Genomic DNA, 25,645 nt, shown 5'->3' with positions numbered 1-25,645 from the left:
CATCCTATCAATCTTTGGTTGTTTTGTGAATATCTGTGAATATCTGTTGTGAAATAGCAATTAGAACTGTGATTGCTGCCGAAATTACCCTTATCTAATGCCTCTAAAGGGTTAAATTACTCATTAATGTTAATTTTTGTTAAATGTGTGACTTGTCACTAAGTCGCATTCGATTGCTTCACATATAATCACAAATATAAACAATAATTAACAAATCTAGAATTCAATAATTACGTGAAAGGCATCTTGCTATGAAAGAAGTTCAATCTGTTGGTGTTATCGGTTTAGGTTCTATGGGCATGGGCGCAGCGAAGTCATGCGTGCGTGCAGGCCTTGATGTATATGGTTTCGATTTGAATCCGCAAGCGATTGAAAACTTGGGTGAATATGGCGCAAAAGCGGTCTCTACAAGCGCGGTTGAGTTTGCCGACAAACTTGATTCAGTTTTGGTATTGGTTGTGAATGCAGCTCAAGTTAACACGGTACTGTTTAAGACTGGTCTTGCGGCGGCACTGAGACCTAACACGCCAGTTATGGTCTCGGCAACGATCTCAGCAGAAGACGCGAAACAAATCGAAGCTCAGCTTGCTGAACATGATCTTGTGATGCTGGATGCGCCAGTGTCCGGCGGTGCAGTAAAAGCAGAAGCGGGTGAAATGACGATTATGGCTTCAGGTGCGGTGACCACATTTGAAGCACTGGCTCCGGTACTTGATGCAACTGCAGCTAAAGTCTACAACATCGGCGAGACCATTGGCCTTGGTGCGACCGTTAAGATTATCCACCAGTTACTAGCAGGTGTTCATATTGCTGCGGGCGCTGAAGCGATGGCACTAGCCGCACGCGCAAACATTCCGCTTGATTTGATGTACGACGTTGTTACGAATGCAGCGGGCAACTCTTGGATGTTCGAGAACCGCATGAAGCACGTAGTCGATGGTGATTACTCTCCAAAATCTATGGTTGATATCTTTGTGAAGGATTTGAACTTGGTATCAGATACCGCTCAAAACCTGAAATTCCCACTCCCATTATCAAGTGCTGCACTGAACATGTTCGTTAGCGCGAGTAATGCTGGATTTGGTCAAGAAGACGACAGTGCAGTGATAAAAGTCTTCCAAGGTATTGACCTGCCGGGTGTAAACACGTCAAAGGCGGAGAAATAATCATGTTATTAGGTGTTATTGCAGACGACTTTACAGGTGCAACAGACATTGCTGGTTTCTTGGTTGAAAACGGTATGCGCACTGTTCAACTGAATGGGATTCCAACGGGAGAGTTTGACACATCAGCAGATGCTGTGGTGATCAGCCTTAAATCTCGCTCTTGCCCAGTTGACCAAGCGGTGACGGATTCGGTTACTGCGCTTAAATGGCTTCAATCTCAAGGTTGCCAACAGTTTTACTTTAAATACTGCTCAACGTTCGACAGTACCGCTGAGGGCAATATTGGTCCCGTAACAGATGCACTTTTGGCGGAACTTGGAGAATCTTTCACTATGGTTTGCCCTGCATTGCCAGTAAATGGTCGCACGGTTTACAACGGTCACTTGTTTGTTTTTGGTGAGTTGCTCAGTGATTCAGGTATGCGTAATCACCCTGTTACACCAATGACGGATTCAAGTGTGGTTCGAATGATGGACGCACAATCAGAAGGTGTTTCCGGTTTAGTTAACTTTCAAACGATTGAACAGGGCGCTGATGCGGTTACCGCTCGTTTTAACGAACTCAAAGCTCAAGGTAGTCGCTACGCCGTGGTAGACGCATTTAATGCAGAGCACTTGGTGACGTTAGGTCAAGCGGCTAAATCTCTGAAACTAATCACAGGTGGCTCAGGCCTAGCTGCTGGTATCGCTAAAAATTGGACAGGACATCTTGCTGACCAAAGTGATGCAAAACATGCCGGCAGCCCAGTCAAAGCACCAACCGTTGTGTTCTCTGGTTCTTGTTCAGTGATGACTAACCAACAAGTTGCGGTATACAAGCAGCTTGCTCCTCACTTTGCTATCGATGTGAAGGCTTGCTTAACCAATGATCAATACGCCAATGATGTGTTCGATTGGGTGATGACCAATAACCAAGGCGAGTTTGCTCCTTTGGTTTATGCAACCGCAGATGCCGCCGCACTGAAAGCCATTCAAGAAGAATACGGCGCACAAGCTTCAAGCCACGTCGTTGAACAGTTTTTTAGTCAACTCGCTATCAAACTGCACCAACATGGTGTGAAAAACTTCATTGTTGCTGGTGGTGAAACATCAGGCGTAGTGACGCAAAGTCTAGCCGTGAAAGGTTTTCATATTGGCCCTCAAATCGCACCAGGTGTGCCTTGGGTTAAATCGGTCGAAGGTGAGCTATCACTAGCGCTAAAATCGGGCAATTTTGGTGATAAAAACTTCTTCGCTAAAGCTCAATCATTCTTTTCATAAGCGAGATTCAAATGAGTAAAGTTTTGATGAACGAGCAGCAGTTAAGAGAGCAAATGGTCACGCTCGCTCGTTCAATGTTCGAACGAGGTTACGCCACTGGTGGTGCAGGTAACCTGTCTATCAAATTACCTAATGGGCATTTTCTAGCAACACCAACAGGCTCTTCATTTGGTCGCCTTGTCGCTGAGGAATTGTCGGTTGTTGATATCGATGGCAACCACATCTCAGGTAAGAAGCCTTCTAAAGAAGCGGCATTCCACTTAGCGATTTATAGAAATAATGCAGAATGCAATGCGATTGTTCATTTGCATTCTACTTACCTTACCGCGTTGTCTTGCCTTGAAGGGTTGGATCGTAATAACGCGATTAAGGCTTTCACACCGTATTTCGTGATGCGAATTGGTGAGTTACCAGTGATTCCTTACCTACGTCCGGGTGACCCACAAATCGCTGAAGAGTTGGCAAAACGAGCAGGTGATTATCGAGCATTTTTGTTAGCAAACCACGGCCCAGTAGTAACAGGCACTGACTTTGTTGATGCCGTTGATAACGCTGAAGAGCTAGAAGAGACCGCCAAATTAGCATTCTTATTGAAAGGGAATGATATCCGTTACCTAACGGACGAAGAAGTGATGGATTTAAAAGGGAGAGGCAAATAATGGCTAAGTTCGCAGCAAACTTAACGATGTTATTCACAGAAGTACCATTTCTAGAGCGTTTTGAAAAAGCACACCAAGCCGGTTTCAAAGCTGTTGAATACCTATTCCCTTATGCATTTGAGGCCGAAGAGCTTGCAGCAAAAATGCAGAGATTTGGTTTTGAGCAGGCGCTTTTTAACATGCCTCCAGGTAATTGGGATGCGGGTGAGCGTGGTTTTGCCGCTATTCCAGATCGTGAAGAGGAATTTAAAGCTAGTGTTGATACGGCGCTTATGTACGCGACAGCTCTGGGCTGTAAAAAAGTCCATGCAATGTCAGGCATATTGAATGAGAACTTTACTAAGCAACAACACGTTGAAACCTTCATCTCAAACATTCGTTTTGCGGCTGATAAGTTTGCTGAGCAAGGCATCGAATTGATGATTGAACCTCTTAATAGCCGTGATGTTCCGAACTATTTTGTGGCGCATCAACGTGAAGCTGTCGAACTGATTAAGTTGGTCGATAGACCAAATGTGAAACTTCAACTCGACCTTTATCACGCGCAAATCATGGATGGTGATTTAAGTACTTTGATTCGTGAAGTTGCTGCTTATACCGGTCATATCCAAATTGCTTCTGTACCAGAGAGGCATGAACCATCGGAAGGCGAACTGAACTACCCACATTTATTTAGTGTTTTGGATGATTCAGGTTACCAAGGTTGGATTGGCTGTGAATATAACCCAAGAAGCACGACAGAAGAGGGGCTTAGCTGGGTAAAAAGTTATTTATAGCGCGGTGTGAATGGCGTTTATATGTAACGAATCATAAAAGTAAAAACTGATTTAGATAACACGGCTTACAGGTAAGCCAACACATAACGATAAAGTGCAATGGGTGACCCGGTATCACCCATATGCACCACCCTACAAATTTTCTAAAAATGAAGAAAGAGACAAAAGGAATATAAAAATGGATGGAGCACTGATAGGCATCGTAATTGGCATTTTAGCCATGATGGGCATGATCATTAAAACAAGAATCCCAGTGGCGCTTGCGATGATTATTGCAAGTATCATCATGGGGCTATTCGCTGGTATGGCACCAACAGAGCTGATCAACGCAATTAAAGCCGGCTTTGGTGGCGTGCTTGGTGGTATTGGTTTGATTATCGCGTTCGGCGTTATCATGGGCGCGTGTTTCGAGCGTTCTGGTGCGGCTGTTAGAATGGCAAAAACGTTTGTAAAGCTGTGTGGTAAAGGTCGTGAAGACTTAGCACTAGGTTTTACAGGTGTACTTGTCGCTATCCCAGTTTTCTGTGACTCTGCGTACATTATTTTACACTCTCTTGTTCGCGCAATTTCACGTGACACAGGTAAATCAGCGGTTGGCTTAGGTGTGACTCTGGCGCTTGGCCTACTGATCACTCATGCGCTTGTGCCACCAACACCGGGTCCAGTTGCTGTGGCTGGAATTCTGGGTGTAGATCTAGGTGAATACATGTTATGGGGTTTGATGGTTTCTATCCCTATGATGCTTCTTTCTATGATTTATATTCGCCGAGTAGGTAACGAGTACTACCGCGTACCAAACGGTGAGACATGGATTACTAACCAAGCTGATTGGGCAAACCTTGAGAAAGTAAAAGAAACAGATGACAGAGAGCTACCAAGTAACTTTTTATCATTCGGTCCAATTCTGCTGCCAATCGCATTCATCCTAATCAACACGCTTGTTGGTCAAGGTGACACTGCAATGCACAACGTTATTTCGTTGATTGGTAACCCAGTGGTTGCTGTTGGTATCGGTGTTCTTATGGCGCTATACGGTCTTACTCGTCATATTGAGCGCAAAGACATGGTTAGCTCTATGGATGATGCTCTGTCTACTACAGGTCTAATTCTTGTGGTAACTGGCTGTGGTGGCGCAATGGGTGCAGTACTTAAAGCATCAGGTGCTGGCCCTCAAGTAGCCGAAGCTATCGCGAGCAGCGGTATTCCACCTCTACTTGTACCACTAGCAATTGCTTCAATGCTTCGTCTAATCCAAGGTTCAGCAACGGCATCAATGATGGTTGCAGCAACGATGACGCTGCCATTGGTTGAAACGTTAGGTCTAGACCCAGTATTCGTAGCACTTGCATGTGCGGTAGGTCCGGTTGGCTTCTCTCATTTGAACGATTCATACTTCCACATCATTAACCGTACGTTAGGTATTACTGAACTTGCTGATCAAATTAAGATCTGGTCTGTGTCTTCAACTATCGCATGGGCGATTGGTGCAAGCATCATCATGATTCTAAACTTAGTGTTTGGTAAAGGCGGTACGTTGATCGACCCACTGATTCCAATTGCGGTTCTAGGTGCTGTATTCGTGTGGCTAAAAAGCAAAGAGAAATCACAAGTAAAGACAGCCGTTACTAACTAATACTACTTACCTTTATATACTGCCCCTATTAAGTGATTAGCTTGCTGATCTTCAATAGGGGCATTTTTGGATCGGGCACTCATCAAAATTACTAATCTTTTGGATCTCTCAGTATGAAAATTGTTATTGCACCAGACTCGTTTAAAGAATCTCTATCGGCTGTATCTGTGGCGGCTTGTATTGAAAAGGGCTTTCGTGAAATCTTCCCTGACGCTGACTACGTGACCTTGCCTTTGGCTGATGGTGGCGAAGGTACGGTAGATGTATTGCTACAAGGTCTAGCAGGACAAAAGCGAATCCATCAAGTGGAAGGGCCATTGGGCGCATTGGTTAATGCTGAATGGGCGATGCTTGAGCCATCCGATAGCAACCCGAACAAAACGGCATTGATTGAAATAGCTGCAGCATCGGGCTTGGATTTATTGAAACCAGAGCAGCGTGATCCGTTGATTGCTTCTTCATTTGGCACAGGGCAATTGATTTTGGAAGCGATAGAGCAGGGGGCTCAAACCATCATTCTTGGATTGGGTGGCAGTGCGACCAATGATGGTGGCGCGGGTATCGTTCAAGCTCTAGGTGGGCGCTTGTTAGATAGTAACGGGCAAGATGGCAAAGGACACGAGCTTAACCGAGGTGGTGCTGCACTTGCAGAACTTGCATCAATAGATCTTACCGGCTTAGATTCGCGCTGCGCAGATGTCGAACTGATTGTGGCATGCGATGTTGATAATCCACTGTGTGGTGACAACGGTGCTAGCCACGTATTCGGCCCACAAAAAGGGGCGACACCCGAACAAGTCTTGATGCTTGATAAGGCGCTAGCGAATTTTGCTCAAATCGCTGAATCGCAAGGTTGTGTTGGCAGCGATGAACCCGTTCAAGAGCGTGCTGGTTATGGCGCGGCTGGTGGCACGCCGATGGGACTTGGTTTGCTATTTAATATGCAGATCAAACCGGGTATTGAGATGGTGCTTGATGTTCTCCAAGCCGATGAAGTACTGAAAGGTGCTGACCTTGTGATTACTGGCGAAGGGCAAATGGACAACCAAACTCTGCAAGGCAAAACACCTTACGGCATTGCTAAACGTGCGAGTTTACAAGGTATTCCAACCATAGGTATTGCTGGCTCATTGGGAACTGAAGTAGAAGCTCTCTATGGAGAAATGAGCAGCTTGTTCGGGACTGTTCGTTCTCCTCAGTCACTTGACCAAGTTCTGCAGGAGGCGGAAAAAAATCTAACCAGAACGGCTAGGAATATTGCAGCGACGCTTAAACTAGGAAGGAAAATGCTCGATTAGTCAGTGCCTTAGAATATGATTCCTAAATCAGTCGTTTAATAGGTTTTATAGATTATAACGATAAATACAAACGATTATATTTTATGCCATTAGAGGTCTATTCTATATCCATAGTATTTTAGGGGCTTTTGAAAGGGATCCAGTATAAATATCAAGGTGCACTCACTATTGCTGCACCTTTGGACCTTAAGGAATAGATCATGAGTAAAAAACTAACTACAGCTGCGGGTTGTCCTGTTGCTCATAACCAGAATGTTCAAACTGCGGGTAAACGCGGTCCACAACTTCTTCAAGACGTTTGGTTTTTGGAGAAATTGGCCCATTTTGATCGTGAAGTGATTCCAGAGCGTCGTATGCACGCGAAAGGCTCAGGTGCTTACGGCACATTTACCGTTACACACGACATCACAAAATACACCAAGGCAAAATTGTTCTCTGAAATAGGTAAAAAAACCGACTTGTTTGCACGTTTCACAACAGTTGCGGGTGAGCGCGGTGCTGCCGATGCTGAACGTGATATTCGTGGCTTTGCATTGAAGTTTTATACTGAAGAAGGCAACTGGGATATGGTGGGCAACAACACGCCAGTATTCTTCCTTCGTGATCCTCTTAAGTTCCCTGACTTAAACCACGCGGTGAAACGTGACCCACGCACCAACATGCGTAGCGCGAAAAACAACTGGGATTTCTGGACTTCTTTGCCGGAAGCTCTGCACCAAATTACTATCGTAATGAGTGACCGTGGTATCCCTGCGACTTACCGTCACATGCACGGCTTTGGTAGCCACACGTTCAGCTTCATCAACGCTGATAACGAACGTTTCTGGGTGAAATTCCACTTCAAATCTCAGCAAGGTATTAAGAACCTTTCTGATGCAGAAGCGGCACAAGTGATCGGTGATGATCGCGAAAGCCACCAACGTGATTTGCTAGACAGCATCGATAACCAAGATTTCCCGAAATGGACGTTGAAAGTACAAGTGATGCCAGAAGCGGATGCAGCGAAGGTTCCATACAACCCGTTCGATTTGACTAAGATCTGGCCTCATGCAGATTACCCGTTGATCGAAGTGGGCGAATTTGAGCTAAATCGTAACCCGCAAAACTTCTTCGCAGAAGTAGAGCAGTCGGCATTCAATCCTGCGAACGTAGTTCCAGGTATCAGCTTCTCGCCAGACAAGATGCTGCAAGGTCGTCTGTTTGCTTACGGTGATGCACAACGTTACCGTTTGGGTGTAAACCATCAGCACATTCCAGTGAATGCGCCTCGTTGCCCAGTACACAGCTACCACCGTGATGGCGCGATGCGTGTCGATGGTAACTTCGGTGGCACATTAGGTTATGAGCCAAACAACGAAGGTCAATGGGCTGAGCAACCAGATTTCGCTGAACCAGCACTGAACCTAGATGGCGCAGCAGCACACTGGGATCACCGCGAAGATGAAGATTACTTCTCGCAACCGGGTGACTTGTTCCGCCTAATGACACCAGAGAAGCAAGCGATTCTTTTTGATAACACTGCTCGCAACCTAGGCGGCGTGCCAAAAGAGATTCAATTGCGTCACCTAAGACACTGTTACAAAGCTGACCCTGCATACGGTGAAGGCATTGGTAAACTGCTTGAAATCGACGTGAGCGAATTTAAGTCGTAATCAATCATCTTGATTCGTTAATTGAAAGGCCGTTGAGTGAATCACTCAACGGCCTTTTTTGATCTCGCTGTTTATTAAGCAACCCTAAATCATTGAAAAATTTAATAATCCACATTGATAGTTTTTACCTATCGAATTGATAAATCTATCCCATTATCTTTGTAAGAGTGATGGGATTATTCTACGACTATCAGTTTATAAAGTAGAAGAGTTTGAGATGAATAAGAGCGCATTAATCGTTGAAGGTGGAGCAATGAGAGGTATTTTTGCTGCTGGAGTTTTAGACGCCTTCATGCAAGACGATTTCCGTCCTTATGATTTTGCCATCGGCGTATCTGCAGGTGTGTCGAATCTGGTTGGCTACTTATCTCATGCACCAAAACGCAGTTATGATGTGATCACCACGATGGCGACGGATAAAACTTTCTTTAATCCTGCTCGCTTTGCCAAAGGCGGTAACTTGGTAGATGTTAAATGGTTATGGAACGAATCCAATCAACGTTATCCGCTCGATTGTGGTGAGTTGTTTTCAAGTATCCCACTCATTGCTGCTGTCACAAATGTCGATACGGGCAGTGCAGACTACTACCATATTAAGCCAGAAAACCTTTCTAATGTTGTTGAAGCAACAACGGCTTTACCTATCGCTTACCGTGAAACTCCGTGTTTCTCTGGTGGCTGTTATACCGATGGCGGTGTAGCCGATTCGATTCCGGTTCGTGAAGCATATCGCCGTGGCGCACGCGATATTACCGTGATTCTGTCTCACCCATTGAGCTACCGAATGAAGCCTCAAAAGCACCAATGGATGCTGAAGAAACTATTAAAGAAATTCCCGAATATTGCTGAGTCGATGGCGGTACGTGCTGAAAACTACAACCAGTCTCTGGAGTTCATTCGTAACCCACCCAAAGATGCGACCATTAAAGTGATAGCGCCGCCAGAAGCGTTCGCAGTAAAGCGTTTAACTATGGATCAAAGTACTCTTAATGCAGGTTATGAGATGGGCATTAAAGCGGGTGAAGAGCACCTTGCCATTCGAAAAGGCGTGTATGGTTTAGACACCGAAGATTGTCATTTCTGCGTCTAGGAACGTTTTTAGGATACTGGATAAACGACAAAGCCACGCTGTTCACTTCAGAATAGCGTGGCTTTGTATCTGTAGACCTAGTTTGTTTTTAACTCAGCCTGCTGTTAACTCAATCTGTTATTAAACGAGTTCGTTGCCGCTGGTGTTGCCAGCAAAGAAAGCATCAACACTGGTGAGTGTTGTGTTCGCGATATTGAACAGAGCATCTTTGGTTAAAAAAGCTTGGTGACCTGTGAACAGCACGTTGTGACAAGCAGATAGACGGCGGAACACATCATCGACAATCACGTCATTTGATTTGTCTTGGAAGAACAGCTCTTTCTCGTTGTCATACACATCAAGACCAAGTGCGCCAATCTTACTCTGTTTAAGCGCTTCGATAGCAGCTGTGGAATCCAGTAGTTCACCACGGCTGGTGTTGACAATCATCACGCCGTCTTTCATCTTCTCAAACGCAGTCGCATCTAATAGGTGGTAGTTCTCTTTACTCATTGGGCAGTGTAGAGAAATCACATCAGACTCTTGGTAAAGTTCGTCGAGTTCAACGTATTTAGCGCCTAACTCAACAGCTAACGGGTTTGGATATGGGTCATAGCATAGGATATTCATGCCTAAACCCTTCAGAATTCGCATCGTCGCTAGGCCAATCTTACCCGAGCCAATCACACCGACCGTTTTACCGTGGAAGTTAAAGCCAACTAACCCCTCAAGAGAGAAGTTCGCATCACGAGTGCGTTGGTATGCCTTGTGTAGTTTACGGTTCAAACACATCATCATGCCAACCGTGTGTTCTGCTACCGATTCTGGTGAGTAAGCCGGAACGCGAACCACTTGCAGACCAAACTCTTTGGCTGCGTCTAGGTCGACCTTGTCAAAGCCCGCACAGCGCATCGCGATTAACTTGGTGCGGCCTTGAGCAAGAATCTCTAACACGTCTCGCGATAGGTCATCGTTTACAAACGCACAAACCACTTCGTTGTCGTGCGCCATTTTTGCTGTTGTTGTGGTGAGTCGAAAATCGTGAAAATGAAACTCAGCGTTGAGTTCGCCTTTTGCCAGTTCGAATGATTTTTCGTCGTATGATTTTGAGCTAAAAAAAGCAATGTTGAGCATGGCTTCCTCTCTTACCTAAAATATAAATAACCCACTGATTCATTCTCTGAAACGGGATTAAAACAAGGGCATGTTGACCTTTCGCGGTTAAGTTTTGTTCGAGATAAAATCGTTTTAATCGCGACGAGAGGTTTGCCGCCTAGTCATTCTAAGCAAAACCCTCTCAACAAAGAGTAAAACGATTTTAGCCGAACCCTTCGGGCAGTGTTTGTGGTTCCTTTCTACAGCGTTATCGAATTCTCATGTAGGCGAGCTACACGTCGAATTCTCTGCCTTGTATAAATAACCCACAAACGGCTGCAAAAATCAGCTCGATAGGTCAACATGCCCTACAACTCTGTTCAGTGTGCTAGAGTTTTTTTCTCTTGTCTATCACCATTAGTCATTGTAATTACTATGGTTATTTGATCTTTTGTCTTCACTTATTGAACATTAAAAATCACATTACGAGGTTGCTTGCTTATAAGTTCATCAATATTGAATGAATATTACTTTCGGGTGTGGAACGTTGAATTTTCCAGTGTGACGGAATACGTAAATGACTCATATAAAACCTCTTCTCTAACTGTTCTTTGAAAGTTGTGCTTCTGTCTAACGAGTGGCGGTTGTTATTTACCAGTAGTTCTCACTGCTGAATTGACCGGGTTTTCTGCGTAAGTGCTTTTCGAAACCTAAGCTAGTTAGCGCTTCACTTGTGTCGCGAACCATTTGCGGATTGCCGCAAAGGTAGAAAAAACTGCGGGTTTGATTGAAAGCGACAGACGCGGTTTGCTCAAGGTCGCCTCCAAGTAACAAGCTTGGGATTCGTCCGCGCAAAGTTCCGGTGACTGATTCTCTAGAAATAATTGGCACATATTGTAGTTTCCCTTGGAAGTGATGAACGAGTTGAGCGATACGGTCTCGATAAGTCAGGTCTTGTTCTGTTCTTACGGCATGCACTAGAACCAGATTCTTGAATGAAGAGGCTTTGTCTGAAGCCAACTCATTTTGCTGTATCTGCATGCTCTCAAGTATTGAGATAAATGGGCCTACCGCGGTTCCGGTTGAAAGCATCCATAGATCGTCGGCGATCTCTGGGATCTCATCTAAGGTCATAAAGCCACTTGGGTCTTTCCCGACAAAGATGTCATCACCAGCTTGCAATTCGTGAAGTTGAGGCGAGAGCTGACCGTTCTGATCCTTAATAATCAAAAACTCTAGATGCTGATGTCCTTGCTCATGCTCTGGTGCATTCACCATAGAATAAGCGCGTCTCACAAACTCACCTTCGTTATTGAGCAAGCCAAGCTTAGTAAACTGACCTGCCTGATAAGAAGAGACAGGTGCACTAACCTGGAGTGAGAACAATTGATCTGTCCATTCTGTTTTGTTTAGGACTTTGCCTGTAACTAAACCATGAGGAATATCTGTCATATCATCCACCTTTAAGAAGAGAAGTTATCTCATTAAGGATACTCAACTATTTACACTTTAGAGTTGCATGTACCACGCCAATAATGAGAATGCTTATCAATACTGATTGGAGGTTAATTATTGGGTCGAATGTTGTCAAAAAGACAATATACTATTTGAGTCCAAATGACTCGTACATGTGTTTTTGGTTTCGTTTTAATAGACTTTAGCTGGTTGAACATCGTTAACATAGGTTGAGTGGTTTGACCCCTAGGATATTCAATCAATTACTGAAGAGAATAATTTATAGATGCGTATAATGGCGGCTTTCGTTCTCAATATAACTGTGTTTTATGCTTGATAATCTTCGTATGGCCTTGAACGTATTGTTCGTGACCATTAATACTGCATTCACCGCATTGGCTGTGAGCCTGTTTGCCCTAATCAAACTTATTTTGCCAATTTCTGTCGTTCAAAAATCATGCACTCGCTTAGCTAACTTCACATTCTGGTGTTGGGCTTCTCTTAATTTATGGATGTTGAACGCCAATAACGATATCGAATGGCAAGTGGAAGGGGGGGAAGATATTTCGACCAAGCAGTGGTATTTGATGATGTCTAACCACCTAAGCTGGGCAGATATTGTGATTTTGTCTTCAATCCTAAAAGACAAAATGCCGATGACGAAGTACTTCTTGAAACATGAATTGTTGTACGTACCATTTGTTGGCTTGGCCTGCTGGGGCTTAGATATGCCATTCATGAGACGCCACTCTCGTGAGTTCCTATTACGCAACCCAGAACGCCGTAATGATGATTTTAATGCAATCAATAAAGCGTGTACTAAGTTCAAATTAGCACCGACAACATTGGTTAATTTTGTTGAAGGGACTCGTGCAAACCACGAGAAACTGGCGTCAGCAAAGACCCCTTATCGCCACTTATTGAAGCCGAAAACTGGGGGCGTGGCATTTGCTTTATCTGCAATGGGCCCAATTTTGGATGGCATCGTGGATGTGACCTTAGCTTACCCTGAAAACCAAACCTCTCCGTTTGAAGATATGCTGAAGGGCAAAATGACTAAGGTCGTTGTGCGTATTAAATTGCATCCAATGGATGAGAACGTGAACGGTAATTACTTTGAAGATAAGGCTTTTAAACGTCGCTTCCACAATTGGTTGAACAGCACGTGGAAAGAGAAAGACGTCTACCTTGATACGGTTTATGGGGTTGATAAGCCTTCTGAGGTAGAGACAGTTGACGAGCCTGATGTGGCTTATAAGAAACAAGAACAGTAAGCTAAAACTGAATCGATAGCATTAATAAAGCCGATAGCTCATTGAACTATCGGCTTTTTTATTAATTTGACTTTCTTAATATTCAAACCATTAAGTTAGTACTTACTATGGCTTAACCGCCTGGTAAGCATCAATAATATGCTTTACTTGGCTAGGTTTGCCTTGCTTCTCTTGTCCTTGATGGATACGTAAGTAGTGCTGCAATGTTTTGGCTTTGTATTGCTGTGATACCTTCACTTGTTCATCACAACTTGGTGTCCAGATCTTGTCACCGACGTTTGATATCTCGCTAACGGTTTGGCTCTTTTCTGAATCACCGCGACTATTACTCACCAATAAAATCTCGTAGTAACGACGGTTCTCTTCAATCAACACTTCATCAATAAGACCAAAATGGATCGCCTTTAAATGGCTTCTCAACTCGAATTGCTGATGCACCGGACAAAGCAAGAAATCGATCGCTTTGTCTGGGTGTTGACGATGAATATCATCGACGAGCTTTTGAGTAAGATCGCCACCGACGCCCGCAATAATCACCAGGTGTTTGCCAGTATGTTTCTCAAGCGGGATAGCGGCGACATCCATACAGTAGACTTGCCATTGGCTAGTCACTTTCTGTTCTGCTATTGCACCTTGCGGAAAGTAACGCGTAAGTTTGCTTTCCAAATCGCTCATAAGAGACGGGACAATATCGACAAAGTGAAGCTGAGGTGCTTTGTTATCCGACAACAGTTGAACACCCAAGAAGCCGTGATCACAACAACAGTCCCAAATATGTTGGTAGTCATTGCTGACAAGGGAATGGAGAGTTTGCAGTCGGTTACTTAGCTTCATAAGGCTCGTGTCGTTAGAAAAGGGATGTTGTCTTATCGAAGGCGCATTGTAATGACTTTCTAGAAAAACAAAAGCACCTAGGGTGTGAATCCTAGGTGCTTTGTAGTGGCTACAGAAATGTAAGTATAGGTTTACGATGCTTTGGCAACGGCTCTGATATGGCCTTCCACTCGGTTCTTACCAAGTTGTTGCGCGATAAGTTTCGCTTGTTCCGCCAGCGCTAAAGCTGAGTCTGTTTCACCCTCTATTTGCGAGTATCCCACGCTAACCCCTAGCGATAAGGTGATATCTGGAGTGACGATGGTTTTCTCCGCGATTGCGACTCTGCACTGGTCTAGCTGGAATTTGGCATCTTTCACATCATTGGCTTTGAATAATACTGCGAACTCCTTTCCTCCAACACGAGCCAAGCAAAGTCCCTTTGGCTTGGGGAAGTAACTGCGTATCGATTCTGCAGTCAGCTTGATCATCTTGTCGCCCACCGCTTCACCGTAGGCTCGGTTTACGTGGTCGAAGTTATCGATATCAAGCAGAGCGACATAGGTATCGGGCTCGCTCACGTAGTTTTCGATGGCGATGCTGAAACTGCTCTTATTGTCTAACTGCGTCATCAGATCTTTGCTGCTCAATTGATGTTGAAGCAGTAAGTTAGACAAAGAGACTTCAGTGTAATCACGGATCATTCGTAGAATACTCTGGCTGATCGGTAAGTTTACGTTTACGTACAACACTGCGATCAACTGCTGACGAGAGTGCAAAGGAATACAGTAATGACGTTGGTGTATTTTGAGTTTACACGCCAGTGGATCGGCGTACTTACCACTTCGGTAAGCCATAGTGTCCGGTGTAAATCGCTCTGCAAGGGCTTTGTCACAATGTACCGTGGATTTGTTTCCGTGATAGTCGATGGTACTGAATGCGTGGTTCTCAAGCTGATAGAGACAGAATTGAATGCCTTTTTGGTAGGTGAAACTATCCAGTATGGATTTTAACTCTCGCTTAAAGCTTACAAGGTCATCGACTTTATTCAGTTGCGACAAGGACACGTTCAAACGATAAGCCAGATAGTTGGCACCAATCCACAATAGCAGGAGTGAGCCCAGTACTAAGCCCGTCAACGTAAATTGATGTGAGCTGGTTAAGATGTCATGGCGGTCAGTGCCCGCAATGAACACCCAATTTAAGCTGTTGTCTGCGTCAAATACCGATATTTTGAAGTTATCTTGATAGTAATATTCGTGCTTACCAACGGTTTCACCTTGTGAGAGTTGGTGGCTGATCCCTGCATGGAAGCTGATGGATTTAGAACCGATACGCTGTGGATCCGGGTGGAATACCAGTCGCTCTGTTGCTCTGTCTACAACAAATACATAGCCATTATTAAGCGTTTTTAAATCTCTTAAACCCTGCGTGGTGTGCAACAAGTCAAATTCAATCCATATTTCCTCGTTCAATCTTTCTACCGTGTGTTTTACCGCAAATACCCAACGCCCATCAGGCTTTTGATAAACGGAAGAAATGTAGAAATCCTCAACGACGTTGTCTATTGAATGCCATTGTATTACGGCGATTTGTTCGCTCGAAAGTGGAAGACCTCGAGTGGAAATATAATTTTGAGATTGCGGTTTGTATCGAACGATATCTGAGAAATTGGGTGTTCTTTTTAGGATATTATCACTGATTTCGCGAAATTTTTTGTCATCAAAGCTGGATGCCTTAGGTAAGCCTAAACTGGTCTCAAGAAAGTAAAGCTTGCCGAAAACGGCTTCGATATTTGAGCGAATAGTGGAACTAGCGATACGAATATTTGATGATGATTGGTTAGTTGCTGTAGTTTCAACTTTCTCTAGTTGAGCGATAGCTAAATAAAGCATTCCTCCGGTTAGTAAGAGTATGTATGGTTTGAAAAGCCGAATAAGTGTTTTAGGTAAAGCCATGATATCCAAGACGTTATAGATTCATTTTTATAGTACGGCAATACTAAACAGTTTCATCCATCACATCAATGCAAATGATTCCATATAAAAGAATGATTTATGTGATATTCAGCTAATAAAAAAACCAGCTGTAAATATAACTGGCTTCTATGGTTTTCGGTGTTTTATTAAGCTGACTAAGCTTTTGCTTTAATCAAATCAGCCTGATCTGGCGAATAGTGCAAAATTGCCATCGAAGTTGGCGACAACAACATTTCACCTTCTGCATGACCGAGTTTAACGTTTCGCGAGTTGGTATCACAGATGGTTACCCAGTTTTGTTCACGGTCATTCGGTAACGAGAAACGTGCTGGCGCATTGGTTTGGTTGATAAGATAAATTAACTCGTCGCCATCTTTACCAATACCTAAATGCAAAGCGACTGAGCTTAAGCGGTTCCAGTCGTCATGCTCCATAAGTGTGCCATCGACACGGCTCCAGAAGATGCGGTTAGAGTTACGCTTTTCGCCACTGAATGCCTTAATAAACGGCACCATGTATTGCTGACGAGCAGAGATCATTTCAGATAACCAAGTCTTGAAGTAAGTCTTGCGCTCTGAATCTTCCCAGTTAAGCCAGCTGGTCACGCCATCTTGGCAGTAAGCGTTGTTGTTACCTTTTTGAGTATGAGATAACACATCGGCCGTCAAAATATGAGGAATACCAAAAGCAAACAGCAGGCTCGCCATGAAGTTGCGTTTCTGCTTTTCACGTGTTGCGATAACTAACAGGTTTTCGGTTTCACCTTCAACACCGTAGTTTTCAGAACGGTTATCACCATGCCCATCGCGGTTATTCTCACCATTTTCTTCATTGTGCTTGTGTTTGTACGAGACAAGGTCCTGCATGGTGAAGCCATCATGGTAAGTGATGTAGTTGACGGTGAGTTTGTAAGGCCAGTGCGCTGCACTGTAGATATCGCGAGATCCCATTAAGCGCGTCGCAAACTCTTTTAGATAGCCTTGATCACCGCGCCAGAAGCTACGTGTGATATCACGCAGTTTGTCGTTACATTCATTCCAGCCTAGTGGAAAGTTACCTACTTGATAACCGTTAGGGCCAATATCCCACGGTTCTGCAATCAACTTGGTCTCTTTGAGCACAGGATCTTGAGCAACGGCTTTGAAAAAAGCAGCTTCAGGGTTGTAATTATCGCCTTCACGTCCCAGCGTCGCGGCCAAATCAAAACGGAAGCCGTCGACTTTGAATTCACTCACCCAGTAACGAAGCGTATCCATCACTAAGTTGAGTGCGGGCTGGTGGGTGAGATCTACTGTGTTTCCACAACCCGTGAAATTCGCATAATGGCAGCCATGTTTAATGTAGTAGCGGCTATCGAGTGCTTTTAGGTTGAAGGTGGTTCCGCCTTCCCCACCTTCTGCTGTGTGGTTGTACACGACATCTAGAATGACTTCGATGCCATTGCGATGCAGCTCACGAATTGCAGTTTTGAGTTCATTAACAGCGTCTTTTTCTGCGTAGCGAGGGTCTGGCACCATGAACAAATATGGGTTGTAACCCCAATAGTTCACTTTATCCATGTCCAAGAGATGAGGCTCATGCATACATGCGGCAATGGGCAAAAGCTGTAGAGAGTTGATATTTTGCTGTTTGTAGAACGCAAGCATTTCAGGGCTCACTAACCCTAAGTAGCGTCCTTTAGTATTGGCAGCCACTTCTGGGTGCAGTTGAGATAGACCTTTTACATGCGTTTCAAAAAGAACGGTATCTTCGCGGCTAATGCGTGGCTTTTCTACATCTTGCCAATCGAAGGTGTCATCAACAACGACACATTTCGCCATAGCAAAGCTTTTTTCATTGGTATATGGCGTGACGTAATCGAGCAGTTCGCTTATTGCTTTGGCATACGGGTCTGAAAGCAGGATAGGGCCATTGTCCGTTTCGGCAATGAAGCCGTATTTTTGCCCCGCTTTAATACCATCAATAAAGACATATCTGATATCAGCGTATTCATTTTCCAATTTATAAGTGGTGAATTCGTCGTTCTCGTCAAAAAGAGCGAGTGAAAGAGATTTACAGTCAGGAGAATAAATAGAGAAGTTGCAGCCAGTGTTACCTAGCGTTGCGCCTAGCGGATAAGGGCGAGCGAGCGTTCTAGTCATTGCTTGATTTCTTGTTCGTTTATCGACATCAGTGAACTATAAGTAAAAAGCTTTGTCACAGTAAGGTCAAGCAACTTCACAGATTAATTACGGTAAAAAAAATAATTCATCGATGAAGTTCAAATTATATATTTGAGCTAGATCTCACTTATGTTGAATAATTAGATCTGTGTGCTGTCTACTCCTCCTATATTAAGTGATCTACCTCTTTAAAACACCATTCTGTATATTTTCTACTCCCCTCTAGTCCCCCTTAATTAACTTAGGGGCGGAGGAAGTCAAACTTGTCATCCCCTCTTAATATTGACCCCGTTGAAACGAATCAGGGGAAACCCTAAACCTCTCTATCTTACGACTACCATTACTGCCTTTGGTTGCCGCAAGAGAGCAAAAATATAAAAACCTAAAATAAATCGTCCTTAATGGAGTTAAGAATGAAAAAAGTAAGTTTGATTGCTGCAGCAGTGGCAACTTCGCTAGCTGCTGGTTCTGCGTTCGCTGTTGATTTTAGTGGCTACGTACGTTCTGGTATTGGTCTTAGTGGTAATGATGGGGAAAACCTAGGTTACGAAAAAAGTAAATTAGGTCGTTTGGGTAACGAGAATGATACATTTTTCGAAGTAGGCCTAGGTCAAGAGCTATACAACGAAGATGGTGTGAGCTTTTATCTAGATTCTCTAATTGCACACGCAGTCGATGGTGATAACGATTGGGAAGCAAGTGACTCTGCACTTCGTGTGATCAATGTTCAAGCAAAAGGCTTAATTAAGTCTGATGCTGACGCTACTATGTGGGTTGGTAAGCGCTACTACCAACGTCGTGATGTCCATATTACGGATTTCTACTACTTGAATACTTCAAGTGGTGCAGGTGTTGGTGTCGAAAATTTATCTTTAGGTGGTGGTAAACTATCGACAGCTTTAATTACTGATGAAGGCTCTCAAGCTGGTGCGGCAACTTATGGTTACGTCGCTGGAAATGACAAAGTTAATCCAGACCAAGACCCTGGTCAGGTTTGGGCTCAAACTGGCTACGGATCTGAAGATGTAAGTGCATATATTTTAGACGTTCGCTATGCTGGGATCGATCTTTGGAGTGACGCGAGTTTGGAACTAGCAGCTGCGTATAACTTCGCTCACGAGAAGAAAGACCAAAATGCTGTTGGTGACGATGGCGCATTACTTTCTGCAATCGTTCATCAAGGCTTAGATAACGGCTTTAACCAAACTGTATTCCAATATGGTACAAATTCTTACGCAGCCCAAATGCCAGGTTTAGGTGGTGGTAATAACTACGACCGTTCTGGTGCTAATAATGATGCAGACGGTTTCCGTATTATCAACTGGGGTGTAGTTGGAATGGGGGCTAACTGGGAAGTTGGCCACCAAATCATGTTTGCATCAGCATCTGATGTAGGTACTTCTGACTCATTCAAGAATAACTACGACTCTGCTACTGGCGCATATGTTGATACAACAACAGTGGCTGGAACTAAGTTTGACCACACTTTAGCTAATATCGTTGTTCGTCCTGAGTACAAATGGGACAACAACATGAAAACTATATTTGAAGTTGGTTACTACGCTGAAGAAAAAGATAACGTAGACTATGCAGCTTCTAAATATACAGTTGCACAAGCATGGGGTGCTGGCTCAAGCTTCTGGGCTCGTCCTGAGATTCGCTTGTTTGCTTCTTACTTCGTAGACCATGAAGGTACAGCTTTTTCTGGTGAAGATTCTGAAGTTAGTATTGGCGCACAATTCGAAGCTTGGTGGTAATGTATAACCTAAGTTAGAAAATTAATTTATAGCCGACGCGTAAGTGTCGGCTTTTCCATATTTCGATTGGAGTGTTCATGAAGATTAATAGTATCGCATTACTATGCAGCTTATTGGTAACTGGCTGTCAAAGTACCCAAGTAGTAGATTTTTCACAGCCTGATATGATGACTGTTAGCAGTATCGAACAACTGCAATCTCAAAAATTAAACTTGCCTAGTTCAACAAAGATTATTATCTCTGATTCAACTCAGAACCTAGATACGAATGATATAAAAAGTCCAACAATTAAAATTGAGTTACCAATTTATCAAGGACCTCTGAGCGTTGAATTGACCAGCTATATTGAGGAGAGTGTTTTCTCTCCTCTAGCTAAGATTGTTGATGGAGAAGGGCATGAAATACTTACAGTTCCGGCTTCTAGCTTTAACTATGAAAAGCCGCATTTAGGGCAAGGAAATCGCTTAATTTCAGAGTTCTCTTTTTTCCCGCCAAGTAATATAGAAAATGCTTACCTATTGGTTTATACGGACCACAGCGAGCTAGAAAAAGTAACTGATATTATTCATCCAGCTCGCTTGGATGCAGAAGCTAGAGGGAATTATTTCCCAGAAGCAAAAGATATACCCGTGCCTCATGTAAAAACAGGTGAGCTGTTGGTTGATATCCATCCGTATACATCAGGCTCTTTTTTCGGGTTGAATTCAAAAAACAAAGAAGAAAATCTAAGTCAACTAAAACCAGTTGAAGCAAATAGTGATACCAAAACTTACTATTTTAGTTCGATTGAACAAGCCGTCGCTAAAAATGATATACCGAAGGCATTAGCTTTGTTAGAAGAAGCTAAAGCTCTTAATATTGAAGGCGCACAAGAAGTATTTGTAAAAGCCGTTAATAAAAAGTAGCAATAGACCCCTAACACCCGAAGCAATTATAGATTTTGGCTAACTTCGGGTGTTTCCCTTCTTCTTTTATTCAGTTTTTAGTACCCAAACCAACGAAGCTAGTGGCTTTAGATCAAGACTAAAACGGCCAATACTTTCCTCAACTTTTAATACCTGTTGTTGAATGCCTTCAATATGTTCATCTAACAAGTAACTGTCATCAGCGATTGTGAGCGTTTGTATAACATCACTTGGAACGGTTAAGTGAATATTCTCGGTGACATGTTGGTTGAAATTCGCAGCAACTATTGTCAACTCTTGGTTGTCATAGCGCAGAAATGCGTAAACCGAATCACTCAAATTATTGCTCTGGTGTAAGTCTAGGTACTGCCCCGTCATTGAAGTATGCTCTAGCGAAAAGTTCATTACCTTTTGATAGAAGTGACGCAGCTGCTTTTCGTTTTCGTCTAATAGCCCGCCATCGAATGCGCCGTGGTTCATCCACTTTTGGTGTTGTGGGACTCCGATGTAGTCAAATATGGAAGTTCGTGAGGGCTGTCCAAAGCCTGCATTCTCCGCACCGGGTTCGCCGACTTCTTGCCCAAAGTAGATCATGGTTGGAGAGCTGCTCAATAGAGCGCTAACTAGCATCGCAGGCTTTGCGATATGTGGATTGCCTACAAACTCTGGTGAGGCGATTCGTTGCTCGTCATGGTTATCCAAAAAATGCAGCATATGATGTTCAATGTCGTGCATTTGATGTTGGATTTCAGGGATGATTGCCGTTGAAGCCTTGCCTTGCATGATGGCTTTGAGGCCGTCGTACAGATCTACCTTGTCATAGAGGTAGTCCATCTTGCCTAAGTGAATGTATTCACGGTACAAGTCCGGCTGATACACCTCTGCCATCAGAAAGGCATCGTGGTTTTTCATCTTTATTGATGAGTTGAGGTAGCTCCAAAACTCAACTGGCACCATTTCAGCCATGTCGTAGCGAAACCCATCAACACCTTTATTCAACCAAAACAAGACGATATCTCGGAATTTAGCCCAAGAGTTAGGCACATAAACAGATTCCCAGAAACGGAAATGATCCATGTAATTGCGTTGAGCATAGTCACTCGGTAGTTCAGGGAAGTCTTTTGAACCGTCTGGTCGCATGCCATAATTGATTTTCACCGTTTCATACCAATCATCGAAACTAGGCTTGGCTAAACGTGAGCCGTTACCTGTCCATTTGGCGGGCGTCTCTATAAACGGGGAGTTTAGGTTGGGATGCTGTTCACCACCTAGCGGCGTAAAGGCGGGCTCTATGTCTGGCAATTCAAAGGTGCTGTTGGGAATGTAGTAGAAGTTATTGTCTTTGTGGTATTCCAGCGTTGTGTCATCTTGAGCGCCGAAGTCACTGACACCTTCTGGGTTGTTTAAGCCTTTATAATGACGCGCAACGTGATTCGGTACGATATCGATAATCACTTTTAAACCATTGTCGTGACTTCTTTTGATTAGTGCCTCGAACTCCTCTAGTCGGCATTCAGGGTTGTCTGCGAGATCTGGGTTTACGGAATAGTAGTCTTTGACGGCATATGGTGATCCCGCACGGCCTTTTACCACGCTAGGGTGATCGTCTGAAATACCAAGGTGCTTGTAGTCATTGATGAGCGCATGATGTGGTACTCCGGTATACCAAATATGAGTCATACCGAGTTTGCGGATTTCAGACAGCGCTTTGTCGGTAAAATCACTGAACTTACCGACGCCATTTTGCTCGATTGTGCCCCATGGAACATGTTGGGTGTTTTTATTGCCAAATAAACGCGTAAAAACTTGGTAGATGGCGTACTTTTGGTTGTACATATTTATAATTCCTTTAACTTCCATCATGTTATGTAGGGATGAAAGGGCTTGTTTATTCTTTGCAGGCTAACCGAATTACAATATGCCTTACTCATCCTTATCAAAATCTACAGGGCGTAATTGCTACAGTATGTGAGCTGTTGCTCAAAAGGAGTCATGTTGTCTTCATCTATTCAAATCGTTATCACTTATTTGGTTCTGGTGGCGGTGTCTGTGTTGTTTGCGGAAAGTTCTAAAGCGCTGTTGGTGTGGTATTTGGTTATCGGTTTCGTGACGTTTTTTGTGTACGCGAAGGACAAGCGAGCAGCGATCAATGGCAATTGGCGTGTGCCAGAGAAAACTCTGCATATTTTTTCTGTTGCTGGTGGCTGGCTAGGGGCGTTGATTGCTCAAGATAAGCTGCGTCATAAAACGCAGAAGCAGCCGTTCAGAGCCATATATTGGGTGACAGTGGCAGTGAATGTTGCGGCGTTTGTGTGGACGTTAACGCCGAGCGGGCAGACGATGTTTGGTCGTTGGCTTAGTGAACTTGTGGGTTATTTATAAAGAGAATAACGGTTAGCACAGGAGTACCAACCGTTAAAATACAGAAGTTATTCGACTAGAGCATCGGAATGGTCGATGCTAGAAGCAAGCCTGCCATACCGTAGTTGAAGCTTTTGATACGGACTGGTGTTGTTAACCAGTGTTGCAGTTGTTTACCTGCCGCTGTCCAGAATGTCACGGATGGTAAGTTGGCGAGCGTGAAGATACCTGCGATGATCGCAAGCTCCCACCATGAACTGCCGCTGCTATAGACTGAAATTGCCGTCAGCGCCATCGACCAACCTTTCGGGTTCACCCACTGAAAACTTGCCGCGCCGATGAAGGTCATTGGCTTATAAGCCTCGGTGCTTTTGGCTTTGCCGCTCAATGCTATCTTAATTGCAAGGTACACGAGGTAAGCAAGGCTTAGGTATTTCAAGATTTGGTGAGTAACCGGATAAGCGTTGAAAATGCCCATTAAACCGAAGCCAACTAGCAGCAACATGGCTGCAAACCCTAGAGCAATGCCAAGCATGTGCGGAATAGTACGGGCAAAGCCAACATTTGCTCCTGATGTCATGAGCATGATGTTATTTGGACCTGGTGTGAAGGTCGAGACGAACGCAAACAAGGCAAGTGCGCTAAGTTGTTCTAAAGGCATTATGGTTCTCCAGCAAAAAATGAACGAAGTGACTGACCGGTCATGACTTTCACGTGTTGAGAAACATAGTAGGTGGAAAGTGAGGCAATTATGTGCTTTTATTTCCTCTATTATCACTTAATGCACAATAATAAGTACTTATGGATAGATTTGACGAAAGGATATTGCAAGAGCTTAAATTGGACGGCAGAATCTCCAACATTGAGCTTTCAGAACGGATTGGCTTGTCGGCTTCTGCGACCTTAAGGCGCGTCCAGGATCTTGAGCGTAAAGGTATCATTCAAGGTTACCGTGCGGTTCTGGATAATGGGCTGATGGGGGTAGGTTTTATTGCTTATGTTTCGATTGGTTTATCAAGCCACAGCAAAGCGGCTCAGCTGGAGTTTGAACAGCACGTCAGTATGGAAAAAGAGGTGGTGGAGTGTCACAACATTACCGGTGCCAACGAGTACTTGCTAAGGGTAGAAACCAAAGACCTACCGGGCTATAAGAAGTTTCATGCCGATGTGCTTGGGGAATGTGCTCAGGTGAAATCTATTACGACTATGGTTGTGATGGACACCCCTAAAGACGAACGCTAGTCGAGTTTTATTTCAGGAGAGGCGCAGTGCCAAATACCAATCAGTTGTTATTGTTCTTAGATGTGGTTCAACAAGGGTCGTTTACCAAAGCGGCAACCTTACATGATATGGACAACTCATCACTCTCTAAACAGATCAAAAAGCTCGAGCAAGATTTAGGTGTTCAGCTGCTGAACCGCTCTACACGCTCGTTTTCGTTGACGTCGGCAGGGGAAGATATTCTCGCACAAACCTATGTACTGAAAGACACCATCAATCAGATTCAAGGCATTGCAGATTCATACCAGTCAGAGCCAAAAGGCGTGCTACGAATTACTTCACCGATCTATTTTGGGCAGCAATATCTGCAACCTATCATCACTCAGTTCATGAGAAAGTACCCAGATGTTCAGATCGTACTTTCACTAGACGATAAGATCGCCAATATCATTGCAGGGCAGTTTGATATCGCGTTTCGCTTCAGTAAGCTTGTTGAATCGAATTTGATTGCGAAGAAGATTGCCGACAGTAATTTCATGTTGGTCGCGTCAAACGATTTTGTGAAGCAGCACGGTGAACCGAAAACGCCACAAGATCTACTCGCTCTACCTGCGGTGATTTATACCAATGGTGATATGACGGTCGACCATCTGCGCATTAGTGAAGAGCCGGGAGGTAATACCTTCCAGAGCCTAACGATTCGTGGCAACTATAAGGTGAGTGATGTTCGTACTATGGTGTCTTGTGTGAAAGATGGTCTAGGTTATGGCTTGCTTGATCAATCAAACCTGTATGCCTCAATGAAAGAACTTGGCTTGGTCACTTTACTGCCGGATTATCCGATCTCTACGATTGATACCGCAATCTACGCTGTGTATCCGCACCGTAAACAGACCAAACTGGTCAAAGAGTTCATTACCACGGTTCAAGACTATATCGGCTCTCCAACCATTTGGGAGAAGATGCAGCAAGGTTAGCTGGATCTCTAATCGTTCAAACATAAAAAAGGAGCCAGAACGTCGAACGCTCTGGCTCCTTTTTATTCTTCCAGCTATAACTGATTTACAATGTAAAGCTTAGCTATAGCTGACGTGAACGGCTCTTGTGCACT

At 44.0% G+C, this 25,645-nt stretch carries 21 protein-coding genes and 1 pseudogene; 14 read left to right on the top strand and 8 right to left on the bottom strand.

Translation table 11 applies throughout. The features are described from left to right. Positions 1 to 251: 251 nt before the first annotated feature. From ltnD to AB4486_RS01405, 8 genes are all read left to right on the top strand, one after another. Positions 252 to 1,166 (top strand): L-threonate dehydrogenase, encoded by a 915-nt coding sequence (ltnD, locus tag AB4486_RS01440; RefSeq protein ID WP_371724880.1) that lies wholly within the window; start codon positions 252 to 254, stop codon positions 1,164 to 1,166. A 2-nt stretch (positions 1,167 to 1,168) separates the two neighbouring features. Continuing rightward, entirely contained in the window at positions 1,169 to 2,425 is a 1,257-nt protein-coding gene (otnK, locus tag AB4486_RS01435) for a 3-oxo-tetronate kinase (RefSeq protein WP_136977419.1), read from the top strand. Between the two features lie 11 nt (positions 2,426 to 2,436). Then, positions 2,437 to 3,084, top strand: a complete 648-nt coding sequence (locus AB4486_RS01430; protein WP_171349682.1) for an aldolase — start codon at positions 2,437 to 2,439, stop codon at positions 3,082 to 3,084. Beyond that, complete coding sequence (gene otnI / locus AB4486_RS01425; RefSeq protein ID WP_371724882.1) at positions 3,084 to 3,860, top strand: 2-oxo-tetronate isomerase; 777 nt, start codon at positions 3,084 to 3,086, stop codon at positions 3,858 to 3,860. The genes AB4486_RS01430 and otnI overlap by 1 nt, the downstream gene beginning before the upstream one ends. 178 nt (positions 3,861 to 4,038) lie before the next feature. Continuing rightward, entirely contained in the window at positions 4,039 to 5,493 is a 1,455-nt protein-coding gene (locus tag AB4486_RS01420; protein ID WP_017086589.1) for a GntP family permease, read from the top strand. Between the two features lie 113 nt (positions 5,494 to 5,606). Continuing rightward, positions 5,607 to 6,791, top strand: a complete 1,185-nt coding sequence (locus tag AB4486_RS01415) for a glycerate kinase (RefSeq protein ID WP_372116284.1) — start codon at positions 5,607 to 5,609, stop codon at positions 6,789 to 6,791. A 200-nt stretch (positions 6,792 to 6,991) separates the two neighbouring features. Beyond that, positions 6,992 to 8,443 carry a catalase gene (locus AB4486_RS01410; RefSeq protein ID WP_017066332.1) on the top strand — a complete coding sequence of 484 codons (1,452 nt, stop codon included), beginning with the start codon at positions 6,992 to 6,994 and terminating at the stop codon, positions 8,441 to 8,443. Between the two features lie 217 nt (positions 8,444 to 8,660). Continuing rightward, positions 8,661 to 9,533: a patatin family protein gene (locus AB4486_RS01405; RefSeq protein WP_017063996.1), complete on the top strand. Its 873-nt coding sequence runs from the start codon at positions 8,661 to 8,663 to the stop codon at positions 9,531 to 9,533. A 120-nt stretch (positions 9,534 to 9,653) separates the two neighbouring features. On the opposite strand, the gene AB4486_RS01400 is transcribed toward AB4486_RS01405, so the two are convergent. The 3 genes and pseudogenes from AB4486_RS01400 to AB4486_RS01390 all read right to left on the bottom strand — a co-directional run bounded on the left by AB4486_RS01400 (position 9,654) and on the right by AB4486_RS01390 (position 12,059). Then, a complete protein-coding gene (locus AB4486_RS01400) occupies positions 9,654 to 10,646 on the bottom strand; it encodes a 2-hydroxyacid dehydrogenase (RefSeq protein WP_017058859.1) in 993 nt (330 codons plus the stop codon). Positions 10,647 to 11,112: 466 nt separating this feature from the next. Then, positions 11,113 to 11,193 (bottom strand): annotated as a pseudogene (locus AB4486_RS01395) (cytoplasmic protein); the annotation flags it as partial. 65 nt (positions 11,194 to 11,258) lie between these two features. After that, on the bottom strand, positions 11,259 to 12,059 hold the full coding sequence (locus AB4486_RS01390; protein ID WP_372116282.1) for a ferredoxin--NADP reductase: 801 nt from the start codon (positions 12,057 to 12,059) through the stop codon (positions 11,259 to 11,261). Between the two features lie 332 nt (positions 12,060 to 12,391). Between AB4486_RS01390 and AB4486_RS01385 the strand changes: the two genes are divergently transcribed. Further along, positions 12,392 to 13,336 carry an acyltransferase gene (locus AB4486_RS01385; RefSeq protein WP_017063993.1) on the top strand — a complete coding sequence of 315 codons (945 nt, stop codon included), beginning with the start codon at positions 12,392 to 12,394 and terminating at the stop codon, positions 13,334 to 13,336. A gap of 105 nt (positions 13,337 to 13,441) precedes the next feature. On the opposite strand, the gene AB4486_RS01380 is transcribed toward AB4486_RS01385, so the two are convergent. The 3 genes from AB4486_RS01380 to glgX all read right to left on the bottom strand — a co-directional run bounded on the left by AB4486_RS01380 (position 13,442) and on the right by glgX (position 18,269). Then, positions 13,442 to 14,170, bottom strand: coding sequence for a tRNA (adenine(22)-N(1))-methyltransferase TrmK (locus AB4486_RS01380; RefSeq protein ID WP_017069730.1), 729 nt, complete (start codon positions 14,168 to 14,170; stop codon positions 13,442 to 13,444). A 131-nt stretch (positions 14,171 to 14,301) separates the two neighbouring features. Further along, entirely contained in the window at positions 14,302 to 16,044 is a 1,743-nt protein-coding gene (locus tag AB4486_RS01375) for a diguanylate cyclase (RefSeq protein WP_065583771.1), read from the bottom strand. 239 nt (positions 16,045 to 16,283) lie between these two features. Next, positions 16,284 to 18,269: a glycogen debranching protein GlgX gene (glgX, locus tag AB4486_RS01370; protein ID WP_372116279.1), complete on the bottom strand. Its 1,986-nt coding sequence runs from the start codon at positions 18,267 to 18,269 to the stop codon at positions 16,284 to 16,286. Positions 18,270 to 18,703: 434 nt separating this feature from the next. On the opposite strand from glgX, the gene lamB reads away from it, so the two are divergent. Both lamB and AB4486_RS01360 read left to right on the top strand, forming a co-directional pair. After that, complete coding sequence (gene lamB / locus AB4486_RS01365; protein ID WP_372098629.1) at positions 18,704 to 20,047, top strand: maltoporin LamB; 1,344 nt, start codon at positions 18,704 to 18,706, stop codon at positions 20,045 to 20,047. Positions 20,048 to 20,124: 77 nt separating this feature from the next. Further along, on the top strand, positions 20,125 to 20,952 hold the full coding sequence (locus AB4486_RS01360; RefSeq protein ID WP_069597277.1) for a MalM family protein: 828 nt from the start codon (positions 20,125 to 20,127) through the stop codon (positions 20,950 to 20,952). Between the two features lie 66 nt (positions 20,953 to 21,018). On the opposite strand, the gene AB4486_RS01355 is transcribed toward AB4486_RS01360, so the two are convergent. After that, entirely contained in the window at positions 21,019 to 22,788 is a 1,770-nt protein-coding gene (locus AB4486_RS01355; RefSeq protein WP_372116277.1) for an alpha-amylase family glycosyl hydrolase, read from the bottom strand. 156 nt (positions 22,789 to 22,944) lie between these two features. Between AB4486_RS01355 and AB4486_RS01350 the strand changes: the two genes are divergently transcribed. Beyond that, positions 22,945 to 23,334: a DUF1294 domain-containing protein gene (locus tag AB4486_RS01350; protein ID WP_017064222.1), complete on the top strand. Its 390-nt coding sequence runs from the start codon at positions 22,945 to 22,947 to the stop codon at positions 23,332 to 23,334. A gap of 55 nt (positions 23,335 to 23,389) precedes the next feature. Here the strand turns inward: AB4486_RS01350 and AB4486_RS01345 are convergent, their stop codons facing one another. Further along, entirely contained in the window at positions 23,390 to 23,974 is a 585-nt protein-coding gene (locus tag AB4486_RS01345; protein ID WP_017058847.1) for a LysE family translocator, read from the bottom strand. A gap of 140 nt (positions 23,975 to 24,114) precedes the next feature. Between AB4486_RS01345 and AB4486_RS01340 the strand changes: the two genes are divergently transcribed. Both AB4486_RS01340 and AB4486_RS01335 read left to right on the top strand, forming a co-directional pair. Beyond that, positions 24,115 to 24,555 (top strand): Lrp/AsnC family transcriptional regulator, encoded by a 441-nt coding sequence (locus AB4486_RS01340; protein ID WP_065583777.1) that lies wholly within the window; start codon positions 24,115 to 24,117, stop codon positions 24,553 to 24,555. A 26-nt stretch (positions 24,556 to 24,581) separates the two neighbouring features. Beyond that, a complete protein-coding gene (locus AB4486_RS01335) occupies positions 24,582 to 25,511 on the top strand; it encodes a LysR family transcriptional regulator (protein WP_065583778.1) in 930 nt (309 codons plus the stop codon). Positions 25,512 to 25,645: the final 134 nt, after the last annotated feature.

Source organism: Vibrio sp. 10N.222.55.C6 (genome assembly GCF_041473395.1).
In the GTDB taxonomy this organism is placed as follows: domain Bacteria; phylum Pseudomonadota; class Gammaproteobacteria; order Enterobacterales; family Vibrionaceae; genus Vibrio; species Vibrio crassostreae_C.
The sequence above is the reverse complement of the archived record's forward strand: the minus strand, read 5'-3'. Positions and strand labels throughout refer to the sequence as shown.